The sequence below is a fragment of the Mesorhizobium sp. WSM4840 genome (assembly GCF_055811755.1).
On sequence record NZ_JBVVQD010000018.1, the window covers coordinates 122043 to 138874 of the forward strand.

Consider the following 16832-nt stretch of genomic DNA (forward strand, 5'->3'; position numbering starts at 1 on the left):
TGCCATCTCCAGCCGCACGCGCTTTAGTGCGAAGCCATGGTCAAGGAAATCGAGCGCAAGTTCCTGGTCTCCGGCGCGCAGTGGCGGGATCTGGTCGAGGCGGACATCCGCATTCGCCAGTTCTATCTCGCCGCCGCACCCGACCGCTCGGTCCGCGTGCGCATCAGCGATGGCGCCTCGGCAAAGCTGACGCTCAAATTCGGCAGCAAGGCCCGCGAACGTGACGAATTCGAGTATCCGATCCCTCTGGCGGAGGCGGAAGAGATGCTGGCCTTCGCCATCGGACGTGTCATCGAGAAGACACGCCACCATGTTAGGCATCGCGGCCATCTCTATGAAATCGATGTCTTCGGCGGGACGCTTAGCGGTCTGGTGGTCGCCGAGCTTGAGACGCCCGAGGACGTGCAGGACGAAATGCTGCCAGATTGGCTCGGCCGCGAAGTCACCGGCGAGCAGAGGTTCTACAACGCGTCGCTCGCCATCGAGGGGGTTCCGGAGATCGCCGCATGAGCTATCGCATCGATCCGCGCCTGCCGTTAACCGGCGAGGTCAGGCGCATCCTCGCCGAGGAGATCGGCAAGGCGCTCGTCCATCTGGACGCGGCGCATGACAGGCCGGAGCAGGCGCTGCACAAATGCCGCAAGCGGCTGAAGAACGCGCGCGCCTTGTTGCGCCTGGTCCGTTCCGGAGACGAAACATTTTGCGGGACCGAGAATCAGTGTTACCGACAGGTGGCTGCCCTGCTTGCCGGTCCGCGCGAGGCAACCGCGCTGGTTGAAACCATCGACCGGCTGGCAAAAAACTTTCCCGAGCAAAGCGCCGGCGGCGGTCTCGATGCCGTTCGCGACACGCTCGTCGCGCGCCAGCACGAATTGCATAGTGGAGCCGGCCTCGGCGCCGCGATAGCTGCCGCGATTGCCGCTTGCGAGGAGGGTATCAGCCGGATCGATACGCTGGCCTTGCCCGACCAGCCCGAACAGGCCGCCGATGTGCTTGCCGAAGGCGCCCGCATCAGTCTGCGTCGCGCCAGAAAGGCGCTGGACAAGGCAGGCTCCCGCGGTGATGCCGACGATTTCCACGATCTGCGCAAGGCGGCGAAGACTCACGGCATGCATCTGTCGCTGCTTGGAAGGCTGTGGCCGACGCCGATCAAGGCCCGGCGCAAGGCGGTCGACGAACTCGGCGAAAAGCTGGGCGAACTGCATGATGTATTCGTCCTGCGCAACCTTCTCGATGCCGGCGAGCGGCCGCTCGGCTCTCCTCAGGAAACGCGACTCCTGAGCAAGCTGTTGAAGCGCTCGGAGAAAAGCCTGAAAAAGACCTGTCTCGCGGCGGCAGGCGATCTGTTCGGCGATAGGCCCAGGCGCTCGACAAAAAAGCTCGCGCGCAAGGCGCGCGCCGACCTGGCCGCCGCGCCGCACGAAGACGCCAGCGCGCCCGGCGCCGCCGGCTGACGCGGTGCTTGCGTCGGAATCCGTCCCGAGATCGTTGACAAATGAGGAGGAGGTTTTGACCTCTCCCGGGGGCTTTTTCCAGTTGCGCCGCGCACAGCGGTTTAGGGCACGCATAAAGCCAAGGAGGCGGCGGGATCATCGGCAGGACTGTCGGCGGTCGCCGTCGCTTCCATGCGCTGAATGGTTGGAAGCGAAACCCCGGCGCGCTCGGCGAGCGTCTTCTGATCGATGCCGGCCAGCGCCCTTGCGGCGCGCATCTGCGCGGCAGTGATCCATCGGCTAAGAACCCCCGTCTGAGACTGCATCCCCATGTAGAATACCATTATTATGATGGTTCAACCATCATAATGCACATGTCAGGCATGTGCGCGCACCAAAACCGCTTGTGTCCTGCAGAGCTCGCGCGTTACGCGTCGTCTGGCGGAAATAGCCACGGCGGTCTTCAATTTTCAGCAATCGAAATTCAAAGGGATTAACAGTTGAGAGTTTTCAGGGCTTTTGATGTGGTCGACGTTCTTAGTGTCGACGGTTTTCCAGCTGGCAGGTTGCGGGCATGAGCTCGCCAACACGCTGATTTGACCGCACGCTGACCGACGCAGCGTCGTTCTGACCAGCCGGTTCAGGCGCCGTCGGTCTGCCCGCGCCAGCGCTGTAACGCCCATGCGGCCAGCCAGCACAGCATCGCCCAGGCGAAGCCGGCGCACCAGCCAGCCAGCACGTCGGACGGCCAGTGGACGCCGAGATAGACGCGGCTGATACCGACCAGCAGTGCCGTCAGCACCGCCAGCGACAGCACGTAAATCTTCGTCGTTCGCCCAGGCAGGAAGCGCGACGCCATGCTGCCCAGCGTCAAATATGTCACCGCCGACAGCATCGCATGGCCGCTCGGAAACGAAAGCGACGCCACGTCGGCGAGATGCGAGACCAGATCGGGGCGCGGCCGGTCGATTCCGAGTTTCAGCGTGCTTGACAGGACCTGTCCGCCCGCAACCGCTACGAAGACGAGAAATGCTGGTCCCGGCCTGTGGATCAGCAGCAGATAGACAATCACCGCCGCCGTGATCAGCCCGAGCACGATGGCGCTGCCGAGGCTGGTGATGTCGCGCATCGCCCCTTCCAGCCATGGCGGTCCGATCGGATTGTCGGGCTGGCCCGCTTCACGAAAGGCGAGCAGGATTTCCGTGTCGAAGGCGTGCGGCGTGGTGTCTCGCGCCACCTCCATCAGCTCCTCGAATCCCCACAGTCCGCCGGCGATGACCAGTCCGGCCAGCAGGACCGGGAATTCGATCCAGTTGAGCAGCTTGCTTGCGGTATTCTTCATCGGCCCGATCGTCCTACAGCGCCGAGCGTCCTTTTAGACGCGCAAAGTACGCTGTAGCATTTTGACTGGCGCATGATCCCCAGCGAAATCGATTCCGATTTTCGGGGTCATGCGCGGTTACAGTTTTTGCAGATAGGGCCCGAGCGTGATCAGCGCCACCGCTGCGACGGCGAGCGCGATGCCGGTCGCCTGCAAGGCATCGACGCGCTCGCCGAAGAACACCAGTGCCACCACGTTCACCGATACCAGCTGGATCACCGCCGACAGGCTGAACGACACCGACATGCCGAATTCACGGATCAGCCTCAGCATGATAAGATTGCCCGCCGAATAGAGCGCCAGAGTCAAAACGATCTTGCCGAGGCTCGGCGCCATTCCCCATTGCTTGGCCGCCGTCGCCGCCAGCAGGAAGATCACCGTCGAAATGCCAAGCTGCCCCAGTCCCCAGAAACTCACTTTTTTGTCCCTCTCGATGCGATCTTCCGCGCCTGCCGCAGATGTTGTTTCCGAAGCTCGGGTCGCGGTCAAGCGGAGCTGATCATGGACATGAAATCGGGGCTGGAATTGGCCGGCAACGTCATCAAACTGTGATCTGCTGGCGATAGGCGGTCAGTCAAGCAACACGCTCCAGCCATCCCAAAGAAGCCAGAGGCAAGCCCCCATGACTGAACATCGCTCGACCGGACATCTTTCCCCAAATGCCCATTTCCGCACCAGTCTGCTTGAGGAAAACGATGGGCCAGGAGCCAATCCCACTGACAACCAGACGATGGGCGAGATCATCGCCGCGCGTTTTTCGCGCCGTGGTTTCCTGCAGGGATCGCTCGCGGCAACCGCCATCGCCGTCACCGTCAGCCCGCTCGCGCTGATCCTCGCCGACGATGCCCGCGCCGCCGGCGGCTCGGCCTTCAGCTTCAACGAGGTCGAGGCCGGCGTCGACGACAAGCATCATGTCGCCGCCGGCTACGACGCCGACGTGCTGCTGCGTTGGGGCGATCCGCTGTTCGCCGATTCGCCGGACTTCGATCCGACAAAACAGTCGGCGCAGGCCCAGGAAAGACAGTTTGGCTACAACAACGACTATGTCGGCTATATCCCGATCGACGGCTCGGCCGAGCATGGCCTGCTGGTGGTCAACCACGAATACACCAATCCGCATCTGATGTTCCCGGGCATCGTGAAAGTCGGCGAGAAGGACGGCAAAAAAGCGCTCGAAATAGCGCCCTTGAGCAAGGAACAGGTCGATGTCGAGATGGCAGCACACGGCGGCACCATCGTCGAGATCCGCAAGGAGTCGGGCAAATGGCAGGTGGTGCGCGACGGCAAGCTCAATCGCCGCATCACCTCCAACACCGAGATGGCACTGTCCGGCCCGGTCGCCGGACATGACCGCGTCAAGACCAGTGCCGATCCGACCGGCACGAAGGTCTTCGGCACCGTCAACAATTGTGCCGGCGGTGTCACGCCCTGGGGCACCTACGTCATGGCCGAGGAAAACATCCACGGCTATTTCTCGGGCGAACTGCCGGCCGGTCACGCGGAAGCCGCCAACTACAAGCGCTTGGGCATTCCCGAAGGCGCCTATGAATGGGCGGCGCATTATGACCGCTTCGACATCGGCAAGGAGCCGAACGAGCCCAACCGCTTCGGCTGGATCGTTGAGGTCGACGTCAACGACCCGACCTCGGTGCCGAGGAAGCGCACTGCGATGGGCCGCTTCAAGCATGAGGGCGCTGAATCAATCGTCGCCAAGGATGGCCGTGTCGTCTTTTATCTCGGCGACGACGAGCGCTTCGACTATGTCTACAAATTCGTCACCGCCGGCAAGTTCAACGCCGAGGACCGCGCCGCCAACATGGATCTTCTCGACGACGGCTCGCTCTACGTCGCCAAATTCGCCGAGGACCGGTCGATCGAATGGCTGCCCATCGTCTTCGGCCAGGGCCCGCTGACGGCGGAGAACGGCTTTGCCAGCCAGGCCGACGTGCTGATCGAGACGCGCCGCGCCGCCGACCTGCTCGGCGCCACCAAGATGGATCGCCCCGAGGATATCCAGCCCAATCCGACGACCGGCAAAGTCTACGTCATGCTGACCAACAATTCGAAGCGCAAGACGGATCAGGTCGATGCCGCCAACCCGCGCGCCGAAAACGCCTTCGGCCACATCATCGAGATCGTCGAGGACGGTGGCGATTTCACTGCTGCCAAGGGCAAGTGGGAAGTGCTGCTGAAATGCGGCGATCCCTCGGTGGCCGAAGTCGGCGCCACCTTCTCGACCGCAACCACCGCCAATGGCTGGTTCGGCATGCCGGACAATTGCGCCATCGATTCGGCCGGCCGGCTCTGGGTCTCGACCGATGGACAGGGCCCGAAGGCGACCGGCCGCACCGATGGCCTGTGGGCGGTCGACACCGAAGGCGAGGCGCGAGCGACCTCGAAGCTGTTCTTCCGCGTGCCGATCGGCGCCGAAATGTGCGGTCCGCTATTCACGCCCGACGACCAGACCGCCTTCGTCGCGGTTCAGCATCCGGCCGATGGCGGCGAAGACTGGGAGCCTTTTGGCCGTCCCTCTTACTATGAGGACCTGTCGACCCGCTGGCCCGACTTCAAGCCTGACATGCCGGTGCGGCCATCGGTCGTCGCCATCACCAAGCAGGGCGGCGGCAAGATCGCGGTCTGAATCGCCGCAAGGTGCTAGCAGCGCCAAGGAAGGATTTCGTCGATACGAAATCCTTCCTTTTCCTGATGCGCGGGAATGCGCCTGATGGGCTCATTCGGCGCGCTGAACCACGGCCACGTTCATCATGCTTCTCAACCTGAAGCCAATGGACTCGTATAATCCTATGGCCGTGGTGTTGCTGGCATAGGCGTGGAGATAGGGAACTTCGCCGCGCGCCGCTATCTGGTTTGCCACGAACAGCGACAGCAGCTTGCCCAGGCCACCGCCCCGAAATTCCGGATGTGAGCACACCCCGCTAAGTTCGGTATAGCCGGGTTGCTTCATGCGTTCGCCGGCCATCGCCGCAAGTCGGCCCTCGATCTTCACACCCCAAAAATCGCCGAGGCTCAAGGCTTCGAGCGTGAATGGGCCAGGCTTGGTGACCAATGCCAAGGCGAGCATCTCAGCTGCATCGTCTCGCGTCAGACGTTGCACGCGCTTGTCGGAGACCATCTGCAATGGCCGCTCGGCAATCATCTGAACCCCGGGCGCGGTCGAAGTCGCCGAAAGTTCCGCGGGCAGAGCAATGGCGTCCACCTGAAGCAGGATCGCACTCTCGCCTGGGGACACAAGTTTTCCGAGCGCCTGCAGGCTTTCCGCATCGTCCGCGGCACTGGCGGCGAAGGGAGCTATCGAGGGCCGATACCGCATGGCGAGGTCGTCACCTTGCGCGAAGGCTTGGTGTCGCGTCCGAAGCGCGCTCCACACGGGACGGTCAAGCAGGTATTTCATCGCGCGGCACCTTCCGGCTTCCTTACACGACGGTCGAGAGGCGCCGCGGCGAGGCCGTCCTCGATGGCGGCCAGCTGATCAAGAAGCGGCCCAGAAAGATCCGCGCACAGATTCGCGACGGCATTCTCGATGCGCGGCCAGACGTCGTGCTTTGCAACATCGACCAGCCGCTGGCCGTGCAGGGTGAGGCAGACAATCCTGCGCCGCTGGTCATCATCCGATGGACTGACCTCGACCAGTCCCAATTCGGCCAGAAGCGACACGCTCCGCGTTACACCTGGCTGCGCGACCCCGAGGGATTTCGCCAGTTCCCCGACTGGCAGCGGGCCCAGCCTGTCGAGCGCAGCCAGCAGCGGGTACTGGCTCGACTGAACCGGCACATCGAGGCAGTCGAGCAGGCGCTGCGTATCCGCCTGCAATTGCTCGCCAATACGCTTCAGCCTGCTGCCCAGGCACAGGAAGCCAAGGGACCTTATGACGTCTTCCATAATCGACCCGCCAGCACATTGATAACATCATATATAACATTATATGGAAATCAAGCGCCGCCATCGCACGGCCGCTTTCAAGCGTCGTCACCAGATTAGGTCGCCTTGGGTCGGGAACATCGCTCGGATGCTGGCGCTGCGTCGCCTGGGCAGGCCGTTCGGTCAGGTCCGCAGCCGGTACCCGGTCCTGAAGATCCACGCGACGATCGCTATGCAGATAAACAGGAAAACGACGGTCATGCCGAGGCTGATGCCGATCGAGACGTCGGACTTGCCGTAGAAGCTCCAGCGAAAGCCGCTGACCAGATAGAGGACGGGGTTGAACAGCGTCACCGAGCGCCAGACGCCGGGCAGCATGTCGATCGAATAGAAGCTGCCGCCAAGGAAGGTCAGCGGCGTGATGATCAGCAGCGGCACCAGCTGCAGCTGCTCGAAGCTTCTCGCCCAGATGCCGATGATGAAACCGAACAGGCTGAAGGTCACCGCCGTCAGCACCAGGAAGGCAAGCATCCAGAACGGATGCTCGATGGTCAACGGCACGAACAGCGCTGCGGTCGCCAGTATGATCAGGCCGAGTATGATCGACTTGGTCGCCGCACCCCCGACATAGGCAATGATGATCTCCAGATAGGACACCGGCGCCGACAGCAATTCGTAGATCGAGCCGACAAATTTCGGGAAATAGATGGCGAAAGAGGCGTTGGAGATCGACTGCGTCAGCAGCGACAGCATGATCAGCCCCGGCACGATGAAGGCGCCGTAGCTGATGCCGTCGATCTCGGTGATGCGCGAGCCGATGGCCGAGCCGAAGACGACGAAATAGAGCGATGTCGAGATGACCGGCGAAACAATGCTCTGCAGCACGGTCCGAAAGGCGCGCGCCATTTCCATCTTGTAGATCGCCCAGACGGCTCGCAGGTTCATGCGTCCCTCCTCACCAGATTAACGAAGATCTCCTCGAGCGAGCTGTTTTGCGTGTCGATATCGCGGAACTGGATGCCGGCCGTCTCAAGGTCGCGCAGCAGCGAGGCGACGCCTGGCCGTTCGCTCTGGTTGTCATAGGTGTAAGTCAGTTGATTGCCGTCCGGCGAAAGCTCCAGCGCATAGCGCGAAAACGTCTCGGGTATGGTGACAAGCGGACTGCGCAATTCCAGCAACAGCCTTTTGCGGCCGAGCGTGCGCATCAGTTCGGCCTTGTCCTCGACCAGCACGATCTCGCCGCGATTGATAACACCGACGCGGTCGGCCATCGCCTCGGCCTCCTCGATATAGTGCGTCGTCAGGATGATGGTGACGCCATCCTCGCGCAGCCGGCGCACCATCGCCCACATGTCCTGGCGCAGCTCGACGTCGACGCCGGCTGTCGGTTCGTCGAGGAACAGCACCCGTGGTTCGTGCGACAGCGCCTTGGCGATCATCAGCCGCCGCTTCATGCCGCCGGACAGGGTGATCGCCTTGGCGTCCTTCTTGTCCCACAACGACAGATCACGCAGCACCTTCTCGACGAAGGCGTGGTCGGCCGGCTTGCCGAACAGGCCGCGGCTGTAGTTGACCGTCGCCCATACGCTCTCGAACGCGTCGATGGTCAGTTCCTGCGGCACCAGCCCGATCAGGCTGCGCGCGGTGCGATAATTCCGGCTGATGTCGTTGCCGTCCACGGTGACCGTGCCCGACGAGCGGTTGACGATACCGCAGACGATCGAGATCAGCGTCGTCTTGCCGGCGCCGTTCGGCCCGAGCAGCGCAAAGATCTCGCCGCGCTCGATATCGAGGTTGATCTCCTTCAGCGCCTTGAAACCGGTGGCGTAGGTCTTGGTGACCCCGGAAATGGAAATGATGGATGGCATGGCTGAAAAACGGCTGCTTGAAAGGAGGTCTGTTGATTTTAGTCCGCTGAATGTCGGTGCGCGCAGCTGGAAGTCAATGGCTCTCCTGACAGTTCTGGACATCGACATGTGAGGACGCATCCACCGCTGCCGCGGTCCTGCGGCGTTCCGCCTCGCGTGACGCCACGCCGCTTTGACCGGTCGGCGCATCCGGCCTATCTTCCCTGACATAGCAGCAGCCGGAGCCCACCATGGACCCGCTCATCCTTTCGCGCATCCAATTCGGCGCGAACATCTCGTTCCATATCCTGTTTCCGGCTATCACCATTGCGCTTGGCTGGGTGCTGCTGTTCTTCAAGCTTCGCTACAACGCCACAGGCGATTCCGCCTGGATGCGCGCCTATTTTACCTGGGTGAAGGTGTTCGCGCTGTCCTTTGCCATGGGCGTGGTTTCAGGCGTCACCATGAGCTTCCAGTTCGGCACCAACTGGCCGGGTTACATGGAGACCGTCGGCAACATCGCCGGCCCGCTGCTCGCATATGAGATCCTCACCGCCTTCTTTCTCGAGGCGGCTTTCCTCGGCATCATGCTGTTCGGCTTCCGCCGCGTCTCCAACCGCATCCACACGCTGGCAACCGTGCTGGTGGCCGGCGGCACCACCCTGTCCGCCTTCTGGATCATCGCGCTCAATTCCTGGATGCAGACGCCGGTCGGCTTCGAGATGCGCAACGGCGTAGCGCACGCTATCGACTGGTGGGCGATCGTCTTCAACCCGTCCATGCCCTACCGGCTCGTCCACATGCTGCTTGCCTCCGGCCTGACGGTCTCGTTCCTGATCGCCGGCCTGTCGGCGCTGCGCTATCTCTATGGCGACCGCTCGGAATCGATGTGGAAGGCCTTGCGCACCGGTGTCTTCACCGCGGCGATCCTGATCCCCATCCAGATCTTCGCCGGCGACCAGCATGGCCTCAACACGCTGGAGCATCAGCCGCAGAAGATCGCCGCCATGGAGGCCAACTGGAACACCGGCCCCAATGTGCCGCTGGTCCTTTTCGCGCTTCCCGACGAGGCGGCAAGGGAGAACAAATTCGAAGTCACCATCCCCGACGGCGCCAGCCTCATCCTCAGGCACAGCGCCAGTGGCGTCGTGCCGGGGCTGAACGACTATGCCGGCAACCACCCGCCGGTGTTCCCGGTGTTCTGGGCTTTCCGCATCATGGTCGGCACCGGCGTCCTGATGCTCGTCGTCTCCTGGTCGGCCGCCTTTTTCCTCAAGCGCCGCCACAGCCTGCCGAAACCGCTGGCGCTGGTGATGGTGCCGATGGCGCTGTCCGGCTGGCTAGCGACGCTGGCCGGCTGGTACACCACCGAGATCGGCCGCCAGCCCTGGCTGGTCACCGGCGTGCTCAGGACCGTCGATGCCGTCGGCCCGGTCGCCGGCAGCCAGGTCGCGCTGTCGCTTGCGGTCTATCTCATCCTCTATGCGCTGCTTCTGACCGCCTATCTCGGCGTGCTGGTCTATCTGGCGCTGAAGGCGGCGAAGGACGGCGATACCTCGCCGCTGCCGGGCGTTCTCGACGCGCCGCTGTCGCAGCCGGCGGCGAAATAGGAGGAATGGTGATGACCCTCGACTGGCCGACATTGCTCCCCCTCATCTTCGCCGGCCTGATGGGCCTTGCCATCCTGATCTACGTCATCCTCGACGGCTTCGATCTCGGCATCGGCATCCTGTTCGCGGCCTCCGAGGACGCCGAGCAGGACACGATGATCGCGGCAATAGGCCCGTTCTGGGACGCCAACGAGACCTGGCTGGTGCTGGCCGTCGGCCTGCTGCTGGTCGCCTTTCCGCTGGCGCACGGCACCATCCTCACCGCGCTCTACATCCCGGTCTTCCTGCTCCTTGTCGGCTTGATCCTGCGCGGCGTTGCCTTCGATTTCCGTGCCAAGGTGCCGGCCGGCCGGAAGCATCGCTGGAACCGCATCTTCTTCCTGGGTTCGGTCATCGCCTCGCTGGCGCAGGGCTACATGCTGGGGATCTATGTGCTCGGCCTGGATGTCGGCCTCGGCGGCATGGCCTTCGGCGCGCTGGTGGCGCTCTGCCTTGCCGCCGCCTATGCGGCGATGGGCGCGGCCTGGGTCATCTACAAGACGGACGGCGAATTGCAGAAGAAGGCGGTGCTCTGGCTGCGCCGGGCGCTGGTGCTGACCGCGCTCGGCATGGTCGCCGTCTCGCTGGCCACGCCGCTCGCCAGTCCGCGCATCTTCGACAAATGGTTCGTCTGGCCCGCCATGCTCTATTTGTCGCCGCTGCCGATCCTGTCGGCGGTGCTGTTCGCGTGGCTGTGGCGGCAGACCTTCCATCTGCCTAAGACGGACGATCGCCATGCACTGACGCCGTTCTTGACGCTGGCCGCCATCTTCACGCTGGGCTTTGCCGGGCTCGCCTGGTCGTTCTATCCCTTCGTCGTTCCCGACAGGCTGACCATCTGGCAGGCGGCGTCCGCGCCTGAAAGCCTCGCCATCATCCTGGCCGGCACGGTGGTCGTGCTGCCGATCATCATTTTCTATTCGTTTTATGCCTACCGCGTGTTCGGCGGCAAGGCGACGGATCTGACCTACGACTGACAGGCAGCAGCCGCCGCACTGCACAATATGTAGGCAGCCTGCCGGTCGGGCGGGTATTGGATCGTGAAGACGGCCTTCCCAATCCTACTGGGAACGCCGATTCGCGCTGATTTCGATGGTTTGGCATGTCTGTTGCTTTGCCCTGACGACCAATCGGTTTTGTTCAGTCAAAGGGAAAAATAATGAACCGTCGCAATGTATTCATGCTGGCCTTCGCCGCCGTGGCTGGAATCGCCATGGCTCCGTTTCCGCAGGCGCGGGCTGACGCCTTGAGCGACATCGGCGCGCGGGGCACCATCCGCATCGCCGTCCCACAGGATTTCCCACCCTTCGGCAGTGTCGGCGCCGACATGACGCCGCAAGGCTATGACATCGATATCGCCAATCTGATTGGCGAAAAGCTCGGCGCCAAGGTCGAGATCGTCCCGGTCACCAGCGCCAACCGCATTCCCTATCTCCAGACCAACAAGGTCGACCTGGTCATCTCCAGCCTCGGCAAGAATCCCGATCGCGAGAAGGTCATCGACTTTTCCGAAGCCTACGCCCCCTTCTACAATGGCGTGTTCGCTCCGGCGGACGTCGCGGTCGCGAAGGCGGAAGACCTCGCTGGCAAGACCGTTGGCGTCACCCGCGGCGCGATCGAAGACCTCGAACTGACCAAGGTCGTGCCGGCGAGCGTCGAGATCAAGCGGTACGAGGACAACAACGGCACTATTTCCGCTTTCCTTTCGGGGCAGGTCGAGGTGATCGCAACCGGGAATGTCGTCGCCGCCGCCATCCTCGAAAAGAACCCGCCCAAGCGGCCCGAGCTCAAGTTCCTGATCAAGAACTCGCCCTGCTACATCGGCATGAATAAGGAGCAGCCGGCATTGATGGCCAAGATCAACGGTATCATCGCCGCTGCCAGGTCCGACGGCGCCCTCAACGCGATTTCGCAAAAATGGCTGAAGGTGGACCTGCCGGCTGACCTGTGATCGCTGCCCGCCGCGTGTGGCTGAGGTCAGATAGCAAGCCATGACCTATCATTTCGATTTCGGCTGGCTGATCGATTCTCTGCCGGTGCTGCTCAAGGGCATCCGGATTACCGTGCAGCTCATCCTGATCGGTGCGGTGTTCGGCGTGGCATTGGGCATTGCCTGCGCCTGGGTGCGGGCGCTGGGGCCGAAATGGCTAAAACCTGTCGTCGCGACCTATGTCGAGCTGATCCGCAACACGCCGTTTCTGATCCAGCTGTTCTTCATCTTCTTCGGCCTGCCGTCGCTTGGCATCAGGATGTCGGAACTGACCGCCGCCAACCTCGCCATGATCGTTAACCTCGGCGCCTACAGCTGCGAGATCATCCGCGCCGGCATTCAGGCCACGCCACGTGGCCAGTTCGAGGCCGGCGCGAGTCTCGCCATGACCCCGTTCCAGGCCTTCTGGTATGTGGTTCTGGTCCCGGCGCTGCAGCGCATCTGGCCTGCGCTGTCGTCGCAGATCGTCATCGTCATGCTAGGTTCGGCCGTCGTTTCGCAGATCGCCGCCGAGGACCTGACCTTCGCCGCCAACTTTATCCAGTCGCGCAATTTCAGGGCCTTCGAAACCTACATCGTCTCCACCTTGATCTACCTGGCCCTCGCCATCCTGCTGCGCCAGCTGCTGGCCGGCCTGGGCTGGATGCTGTTTCCAAGGAAGGCGTCGCGATGAGACAAGCGCCATGATCGAGTTCAGCTTCTGGGACATCCTGCGTAACCTGCTTTTGGCCGCCCGCTGGACCGTTGTGCTTTCGCTGGTCTCCTTCATCGGCGGCGGCATCGTCGGTGCGGCCCTGCTTTTCCTGCGCATCGGCGGCCGGCATTGGCTGCGGCTTCTGTCACGCGGCTACATCCAGCTGTTCCAGGGCACACCGCTCTTGATGCAGCTCTTTCTCGCCTTCTTCGGCCTTGGCCTGTTCGGCGTCGACGTTCCCGCCTGGCTTGCCGCTTGTGTCGCGCTCGTCCTGTGGACCGCCGCCTTCCTCGCTGAAATCTGGCGCGGCTGCGTCGAGAGCATCGCCAAGGGTCAATGGGAGGCGTCCGCCAGCCTCGGCATGGGTTACCTCCAGCAGATGCGCTACGTCATCCTGCCGCAGGCGCTGAAAGTGGCGGTGCCGCCGACCGTCGGCTTCTCGGTGCAGGTGGTGAAGGGCACCGCGCTCACTTCCATCATCGGCTTCGTCGAATTGTCGAAGGCCGGTTCGATCGTCACCAACGCGACGTTCCAGCCGTTCACGGTCTATGGTCTGGTTGCGCTCATCTACTTTGCTTTGTGCTGGCCGCTGTCGAAATCGAGCCAGCTCCTGGAAAGGAAGCTCAATGTCGCTCATCGCAATCACTGAGGTGAAGAAGCGCTTCGGCGACAACGAGGTGCTGAAGGGGATTTCCATCGACATCGCGCCGGGCGAGGTCGTCGCCATCATCGGCAAGAGCGGGTCCGGCAAGTCGACGCTGCTGCGCTGCATCAACGGGCTGGAGACCATCGATGAAGGTTCGATCGTTGTCGCCGGCGCCCAGTTCCTGCCCGACGAGGTGCATCTCAAGGCGCTGCGCCTGAAGGTCGGCATGATCTTTCAGCAATTCAACCTGTTTCCGCATCTCACGGCCGGCGGCAATGTCATGCTGTCGCAGATGGTGGTAAAGAAGACGCCGAAAAAAGCCGCCGAAGCGGTCGCGCGAAAAATGCTCGACCGCGTCGGTCTCGCCCACAAGTTCGACGCCTTGCCGGATGAACTGTCCGGCGGCCAGCAGCAGCGCGTGGCGATCGCCCGGGCGCTAGCCATGCAGCCCATCGCGCTGCTATGCGACGAGATCACCTCGGCGCTCGACCCCGAACTCGTTGCCGAGGTGCTGGCGGTCGTCAAGGAATTGGCCGCGGAAGGCATGACGCTGGTGATGGTCACCCACGAGATGCGCTTCGCCCGCGACGTCTGCTCGCGCGTCGTCTTCATGCATCAGGGCCGCGTCCACGAGATCGGCGCCCCCGAGGACGTCTTCGCCAACCCCAGGACGCCGGAGCTCAGGCAGTTTCTGGGCGTGCACTAAGCGGGCATTGCTGCCCGCTCGCTGCCCTAAGCGCGTCGCAAAAGATCAGCTCTTGTTGGCGACCAGCACCAGCACCGGCTTGTCGCTGTAAAGGCTGGGGAATAGCGTCTTCAAATTCTCGACCTTGGGCAGGTCGTTGTAGACGATGTAGGGGTAGGTCGGGTTCAGCGTCAAAAAGTCCTGGTGATAGTCTTCGGCCGGATAGAACGTCTTTCCGGTCTCCAGCGTGGTCACGATCGGCTCTGGAAACACCTTGGCCTTGTCGAGCTGGGCGATGTAGCTCTCGGCGATCTTCTTCTGGGCATCGTTTTCGGCAAAGATCGTCGAACGGTATTGCGGGCCGCGGTCCGGACCCTGATAGTTCAGCTGCGTCGGGTTGTGCGCGACCGAGAAATACACCTGCAGCAACTGGCCGTAGCTCACCTCTGTCGGCTCGTAGGTGATCTCGACGGCTTCGGCGTGCCCGGTCCGGCCGGTGCCGACCGTCTCGTAGACGGCAGTGTCCTTGTCGCCGCCGGCGTAGCCGGAGACGGCGCTGGTCACGCCCTTGACGTGCTGGAACACGCCTTGCACGCCCCAGAAGCAGCCACCGGCGAAGACCGCCTTCGCGGTGCCGGCGGCGGGTTTCTCGTCCATCGCCGGCGGCGGGATCACCACCGCCTCCTCGGCCGAGCTTGCCGGCGTCTGCCACAAGGCGGCGCCGGCCGCCGCGAGCATCAGCGCCGCAAGCGCGCCCCTGGCGAAGCTCGTCGAGCGCCTCGCAATGGGTTCTCGAATGCCAGTCATGTCTGATCTCCCTTGATGGTGTTGTGACTATAGAACATTTGGGTCCGCCGGCGTCTCACATTGCCGTGCGTACTTTCGGGCCGTGCGTATTTGGAATGGTGCACCGGCGCGGGATTGAAACCCCGCGCCGGTGCCGCGAGGGCTTGCCGGACCTACTTGGCCATGCCCATGGCGTCGCAGGCCTTGGTTGCCTCATCCTTCTTCATCGCGTCGGTCTCCATGGCTGCTTTGTCTATGCACTCCTTCATCTTTTCGGCGGCCATCGGATCGGCCGGCTTCATCGCGTCGGTGGCCATCGCATCGGCGGGCTTCATGGCATCCGTGGCCATCGGCTTCATCGCATCTTCGGCGCGGGCAATGCCGCCGGCGAAAAGCGCCGTCGAGCAAAGCGCGAAGGCGAGCGCCGGCAGCGTCAGTCGGGTAAAGTTGGTCATGGTGGTCTCCTCTGGGTGGCGCGCTGATGCGGCCGGCATGTGCGGCGCCGTTCATGCGGCGTTGCGCAGATCTTTGGATTCTAGTTCGTCGCGGCGGCCAGGATCGGTCCGCCATCCGGCACTTGCACCAGCACCGCGGTGCTTAGCCCGCTCGGCGGTGCCGGCAGCGGCAGCGCGATGGCCTCGCCGGTCCAGGCGCCAAGCCTGGAGAGGGAATGCACGACGTTGGCATGCGGCAGCGTGCGTCCGGTGTTTTCGCCGCGCGCCACCGGCACTTCGATGACGCCCTGCCGGTAGCGCACCAGCCAGATATCGGCCTTGCCGCCCGGCACCGGGCCGGCGCCGATGGCGATCTTGCCGCCGTCGAGTGACAGCGAGGGTCCTTTCGCGCGGCCGCTGCTCGAAATCAGCTGCTCGATCTCGCCGGGCCGGGCGCCGACCGCATCGGAATTGCCATTGACCACCACTTGCGGCGTGAACGGACCCGAACGGCCGAGAGACGGCTCGTAGCGGACCTGACGCTGGGTGAATTCCTCCCTGCCGAAAGTGTCCTTCCAGCCGAGATAGTCCCAGTAGGTGACGTTGAAGGAGAGCGCCAGCACATCAGGCCGGTCCTTGACCTTGATGAGATTGGCGTTGGCCGGTGGGCAGGATGAGCAGCCCTGGCTGGTGAACAGCTCCACCACGGTGAGCGGCTGGCCGGCGGCGCCGGTTGCTGAAAACAGAACAGCGGCGAGCCCTACAAGGACCGCGCCTGCGCTTGATTGCGTCGCGCTCCCGCTGCGTTTGGCTTGTGATCCAGTCATCGGCTGTCCTCCGCTGCGACGGGCGTGAAGCGCCGTCATGTTCACACTTCGGCGCCGCAGTGCGGTTCGTTACAGCCATCACCGCTTCGTGATCGTTTATCTTCGTTTGCTGCCGGCGCGATGCCGCGAATAACGGCGTATTCGGCCGCCTGCGCTCAGCCCTGGCGCCGCGTTTCCATGTAGTGCCATAGGCCGGCCGCGACGGCACCGGCCGCAATACAAACGGCGATCCAGATCCCGGTGTTGCCGCCCACATTGCCGAACGCGGCGCCCAGCACCACCCCCCCCCGAGAATGCCCCAAACCAGCTTGCTCGCCATTGGTTTGTCCTTTCGTGAGTTCGGAAGGATAAGAGCCTTGCATAGCTGTGTGGTCATTTCGACACCGGACGGAGACCGGAAAATGGCCGGCACCGATGGATGCCGCTTCGGCTTTCGCCAGCCACTAATGCTGGAACACAGGCGGGGTGAGCGCAAACCTGACGCGATTGCCCTGGCGCCGCGCCCAGGGCAACGAGTCCAGGTTAACGGGCTTGGAGAGCTGCCATCAGGTAGTCGGTATCCCAGGTTGCGAGTTTTCGCT

At 63.1% G+C, this 16832-nt stretch carries 20 protein-coding genes and 1 pseudogene; 10 read left to right on the plus strand and 11 right to left on the minus strand.

Annotation, left to right across the window (positions count from 1 at the left end):
* The first annotated feature begins 36 nt into the window (after positions 1-36).
* Entirely contained in the window at positions 37-510 is a 474-nt protein-coding gene (locus AC0L3I_RS23235) for a CYTH domain-containing protein (protein WP_123146019.1), read from the plus strand.
* Positions 507-1454, plus strand: a complete 948-nt coding sequence (locus tag AC0L3I_RS23240; protein WP_473528334.1) for a CHAD domain-containing protein — start codon at positions 507-509, stop codon at positions 1452-1454. The genes AC0L3I_RS23235 and AC0L3I_RS23240 overlap by 4 nt, the downstream gene beginning before the upstream one ends.
* A gap of 161 nt (positions 1455-1615) precedes the next feature.
* Here the strand turns inward: AC0L3I_RS23240 and AC0L3I_RS23245 are convergent.
* The 3 genes and pseudogenes from AC0L3I_RS23245 to AC0L3I_RS23255 all read right to left on the minus strand — a co-directional run.
* Positions 1616-1759, minus strand: a pseudogene (locus tag AC0L3I_RS23245) (helix-turn-helix domain-containing protein); the annotation flags it as partial.
* A gap of 314 nt (positions 1760-2073) precedes the next feature.
* On the minus strand, positions 2074-2775 hold the full coding sequence (locus AC0L3I_RS23250) for a phosphatase PAP2 family protein (protein WP_473485691.1): 702 nt from the start codon (positions 2773-2775) through the stop codon (positions 2074-2076).
* Positions 2776-2892: 117 nt separating this feature from the next.
* Positions 2893-3231, minus strand: coding sequence for a hypothetical protein (locus tag AC0L3I_RS23255; RefSeq protein WP_473485690.1), 339 nt, complete (start codon positions 3229-3231; stop codon positions 2893-2895).
* Between the two features lie 205 nt (positions 3232-3436).
* Between AC0L3I_RS23255 and AC0L3I_RS23260 the strand changes: the two genes are divergently transcribed.
* On the plus strand, positions 3437-5455 hold the full coding sequence (locus AC0L3I_RS23260) for a PhoX family protein (RefSeq protein WP_473528335.1): 2019 nt from the start codon (positions 3437-3439) through the stop codon (positions 5453-5455).
* Between the two features lie 90 nt (positions 5456-5545).
* Here the strand turns inward: AC0L3I_RS23260 and AC0L3I_RS23265 are convergent, their stop codons facing one another.
* The 4 genes from AC0L3I_RS23265 to AC0L3I_RS23280 all read right to left on the minus strand — a co-directional run bounded on the left by AC0L3I_RS23265 (position 5546) and on the right by AC0L3I_RS23280 (position 8561).
* Positions 5546-6226: a GNAT family N-acetyltransferase gene (locus AC0L3I_RS23265; RefSeq protein ID WP_473485688.1), complete on the minus strand. Its 681-nt coding sequence runs from the start codon at positions 6224-6226 to the stop codon at positions 5546-5548.
* On the minus strand, positions 6223-6714 hold the full coding sequence (locus AC0L3I_RS23270) for a MarR family winged helix-turn-helix transcriptional regulator (RefSeq protein WP_473485687.1): 492 nt from the start codon (positions 6712-6714) through the stop codon (positions 6223-6225). Before AC0L3I_RS23270 ends, AC0L3I_RS23265 begins: the two co-directional genes overlap by 4 nt.
* Positions 6715-6876: 162 nt before the next feature.
* The gene (locus tag AC0L3I_RS23275; RefSeq protein WP_473528336.1) at positions 6877-7638 is read right to left on the minus strand and encodes an ABC transporter permease; all 762 of its coding nucleotides are present in this window, start codon (positions 7636-7638) and stop codon (positions 6877-6879) included.
* Entirely contained in the window at positions 7635-8561 is a 927-nt protein-coding gene (locus tag AC0L3I_RS23280) for an ABC transporter ATP-binding protein (RefSeq protein ID WP_123146025.1), read from the minus strand. The genes AC0L3I_RS23275 and AC0L3I_RS23280 overlap by 4 nt, the downstream gene beginning before the upstream one ends.
* On the opposite strand from AC0L3I_RS23280, the gene AC0L3I_RS23285 reads away from it, so the two are divergent.
* The 7 genes from AC0L3I_RS23285 (at position 8548) to AC0L3I_RS23315 (ending at position 14225) form a co-directional block, all read left to right on the plus strand.
* Positions 8548-8673, plus strand: a complete 126-nt coding sequence (locus tag AC0L3I_RS23285) for a hypothetical protein (protein ID WP_473528337.1) — start codon at positions 8548-8550, stop codon at positions 8671-8673. The genes AC0L3I_RS23280 and AC0L3I_RS23285 overlap by 14 nt on opposite strands.
* 118 nt (positions 8674-8791) lie before the next feature.
* Positions 8792-10150, plus strand: coding sequence for a cytochrome ubiquinol oxidase subunit I (locus tag AC0L3I_RS23290; RefSeq protein ID WP_473485684.1), 1359 nt, complete (start codon positions 8792-8794; stop codon positions 10148-10150).
* Between the two features lie 11 nt (positions 10151-10161).
* Complete coding sequence (locus AC0L3I_RS23295) at positions 10162-11166, plus strand: cytochrome d ubiquinol oxidase subunit II (protein ID WP_473485683.1); 1005 nt, start codon at positions 10162-10164, stop codon at positions 11164-11166.
* Between the two features lie 179 nt (positions 11167-11345).
* A complete protein-coding gene (locus AC0L3I_RS23300) occupies positions 11346-12140 on the plus strand; it encodes a transporter substrate-binding domain-containing protein (RefSeq protein WP_473485817.1) in 795 nt (264 codons plus the stop codon).
* 40 nt (positions 12141-12180) lie between these two features.
* Complete coding sequence (locus AC0L3I_RS23305) at positions 12181-12852, plus strand: amino acid ABC transporter permease (protein ID WP_123146027.1); 672 nt, start codon at positions 12181-12183, stop codon at positions 12850-12852.
* Between the two features lie 10 nt (positions 12853-12862).
* Positions 12863-13522, plus strand: a complete 660-nt coding sequence (locus tag AC0L3I_RS23310) for an amino acid ABC transporter permease (RefSeq protein WP_473485682.1) — start codon at positions 12863-12865, stop codon at positions 13520-13522.
* Complete coding sequence (locus AC0L3I_RS23315; RefSeq protein WP_473485681.1) at positions 13500-14225, plus strand: amino acid ABC transporter ATP-binding protein; 726 nt, start codon at positions 13500-13502, stop codon at positions 14223-14225. The genes AC0L3I_RS23310 and AC0L3I_RS23315 overlap by 23 nt, the downstream gene beginning before the upstream one ends.
* A 45-nt stretch (positions 14226-14270) precedes the next feature.
* On the opposite strand, the gene msrA is transcribed toward AC0L3I_RS23315, so the two are convergent.
* The 4 genes from msrA to AC0L3I_RS23335 form a co-directional block, all read right to left on the minus strand.
* Positions 14271-15011 (minus strand): peptide-methionine (S)-S-oxide reductase MsrA, encoded by a 741-nt coding sequence (gene msrA, locus AC0L3I_RS23320; RefSeq protein ID WP_473485680.1) that lies wholly within the window; start codon positions 15009-15011, stop codon positions 14271-14273.
* A gap of 152 nt (positions 15012-15163) precedes the next feature.
* A complete protein-coding gene (locus tag AC0L3I_RS23325; RefSeq protein WP_473485679.1) occupies positions 15164-15445 on the minus strand; it encodes a hypothetical protein in 282 nt (93 codons plus the stop codon).
* 80 nt (positions 15446-15525) lie between these two features.
* Complete coding sequence (locus AC0L3I_RS23330; protein WP_123146031.1) at positions 15526-16251, minus strand: DUF1223 domain-containing protein; 726 nt, start codon at positions 16249-16251, stop codon at positions 15526-15528.
* 155 nt (positions 16252-16406) lie between these two features.
* Positions 16407-16529 (minus strand): hypothetical protein, encoded by a 123-nt coding sequence (locus AC0L3I_RS23335; protein WP_473485677.1) that lies wholly within the window; start codon positions 16527-16529, stop codon positions 16407-16409.
* Positions 16530-16832 lie beyond the last annotated feature (303 nt).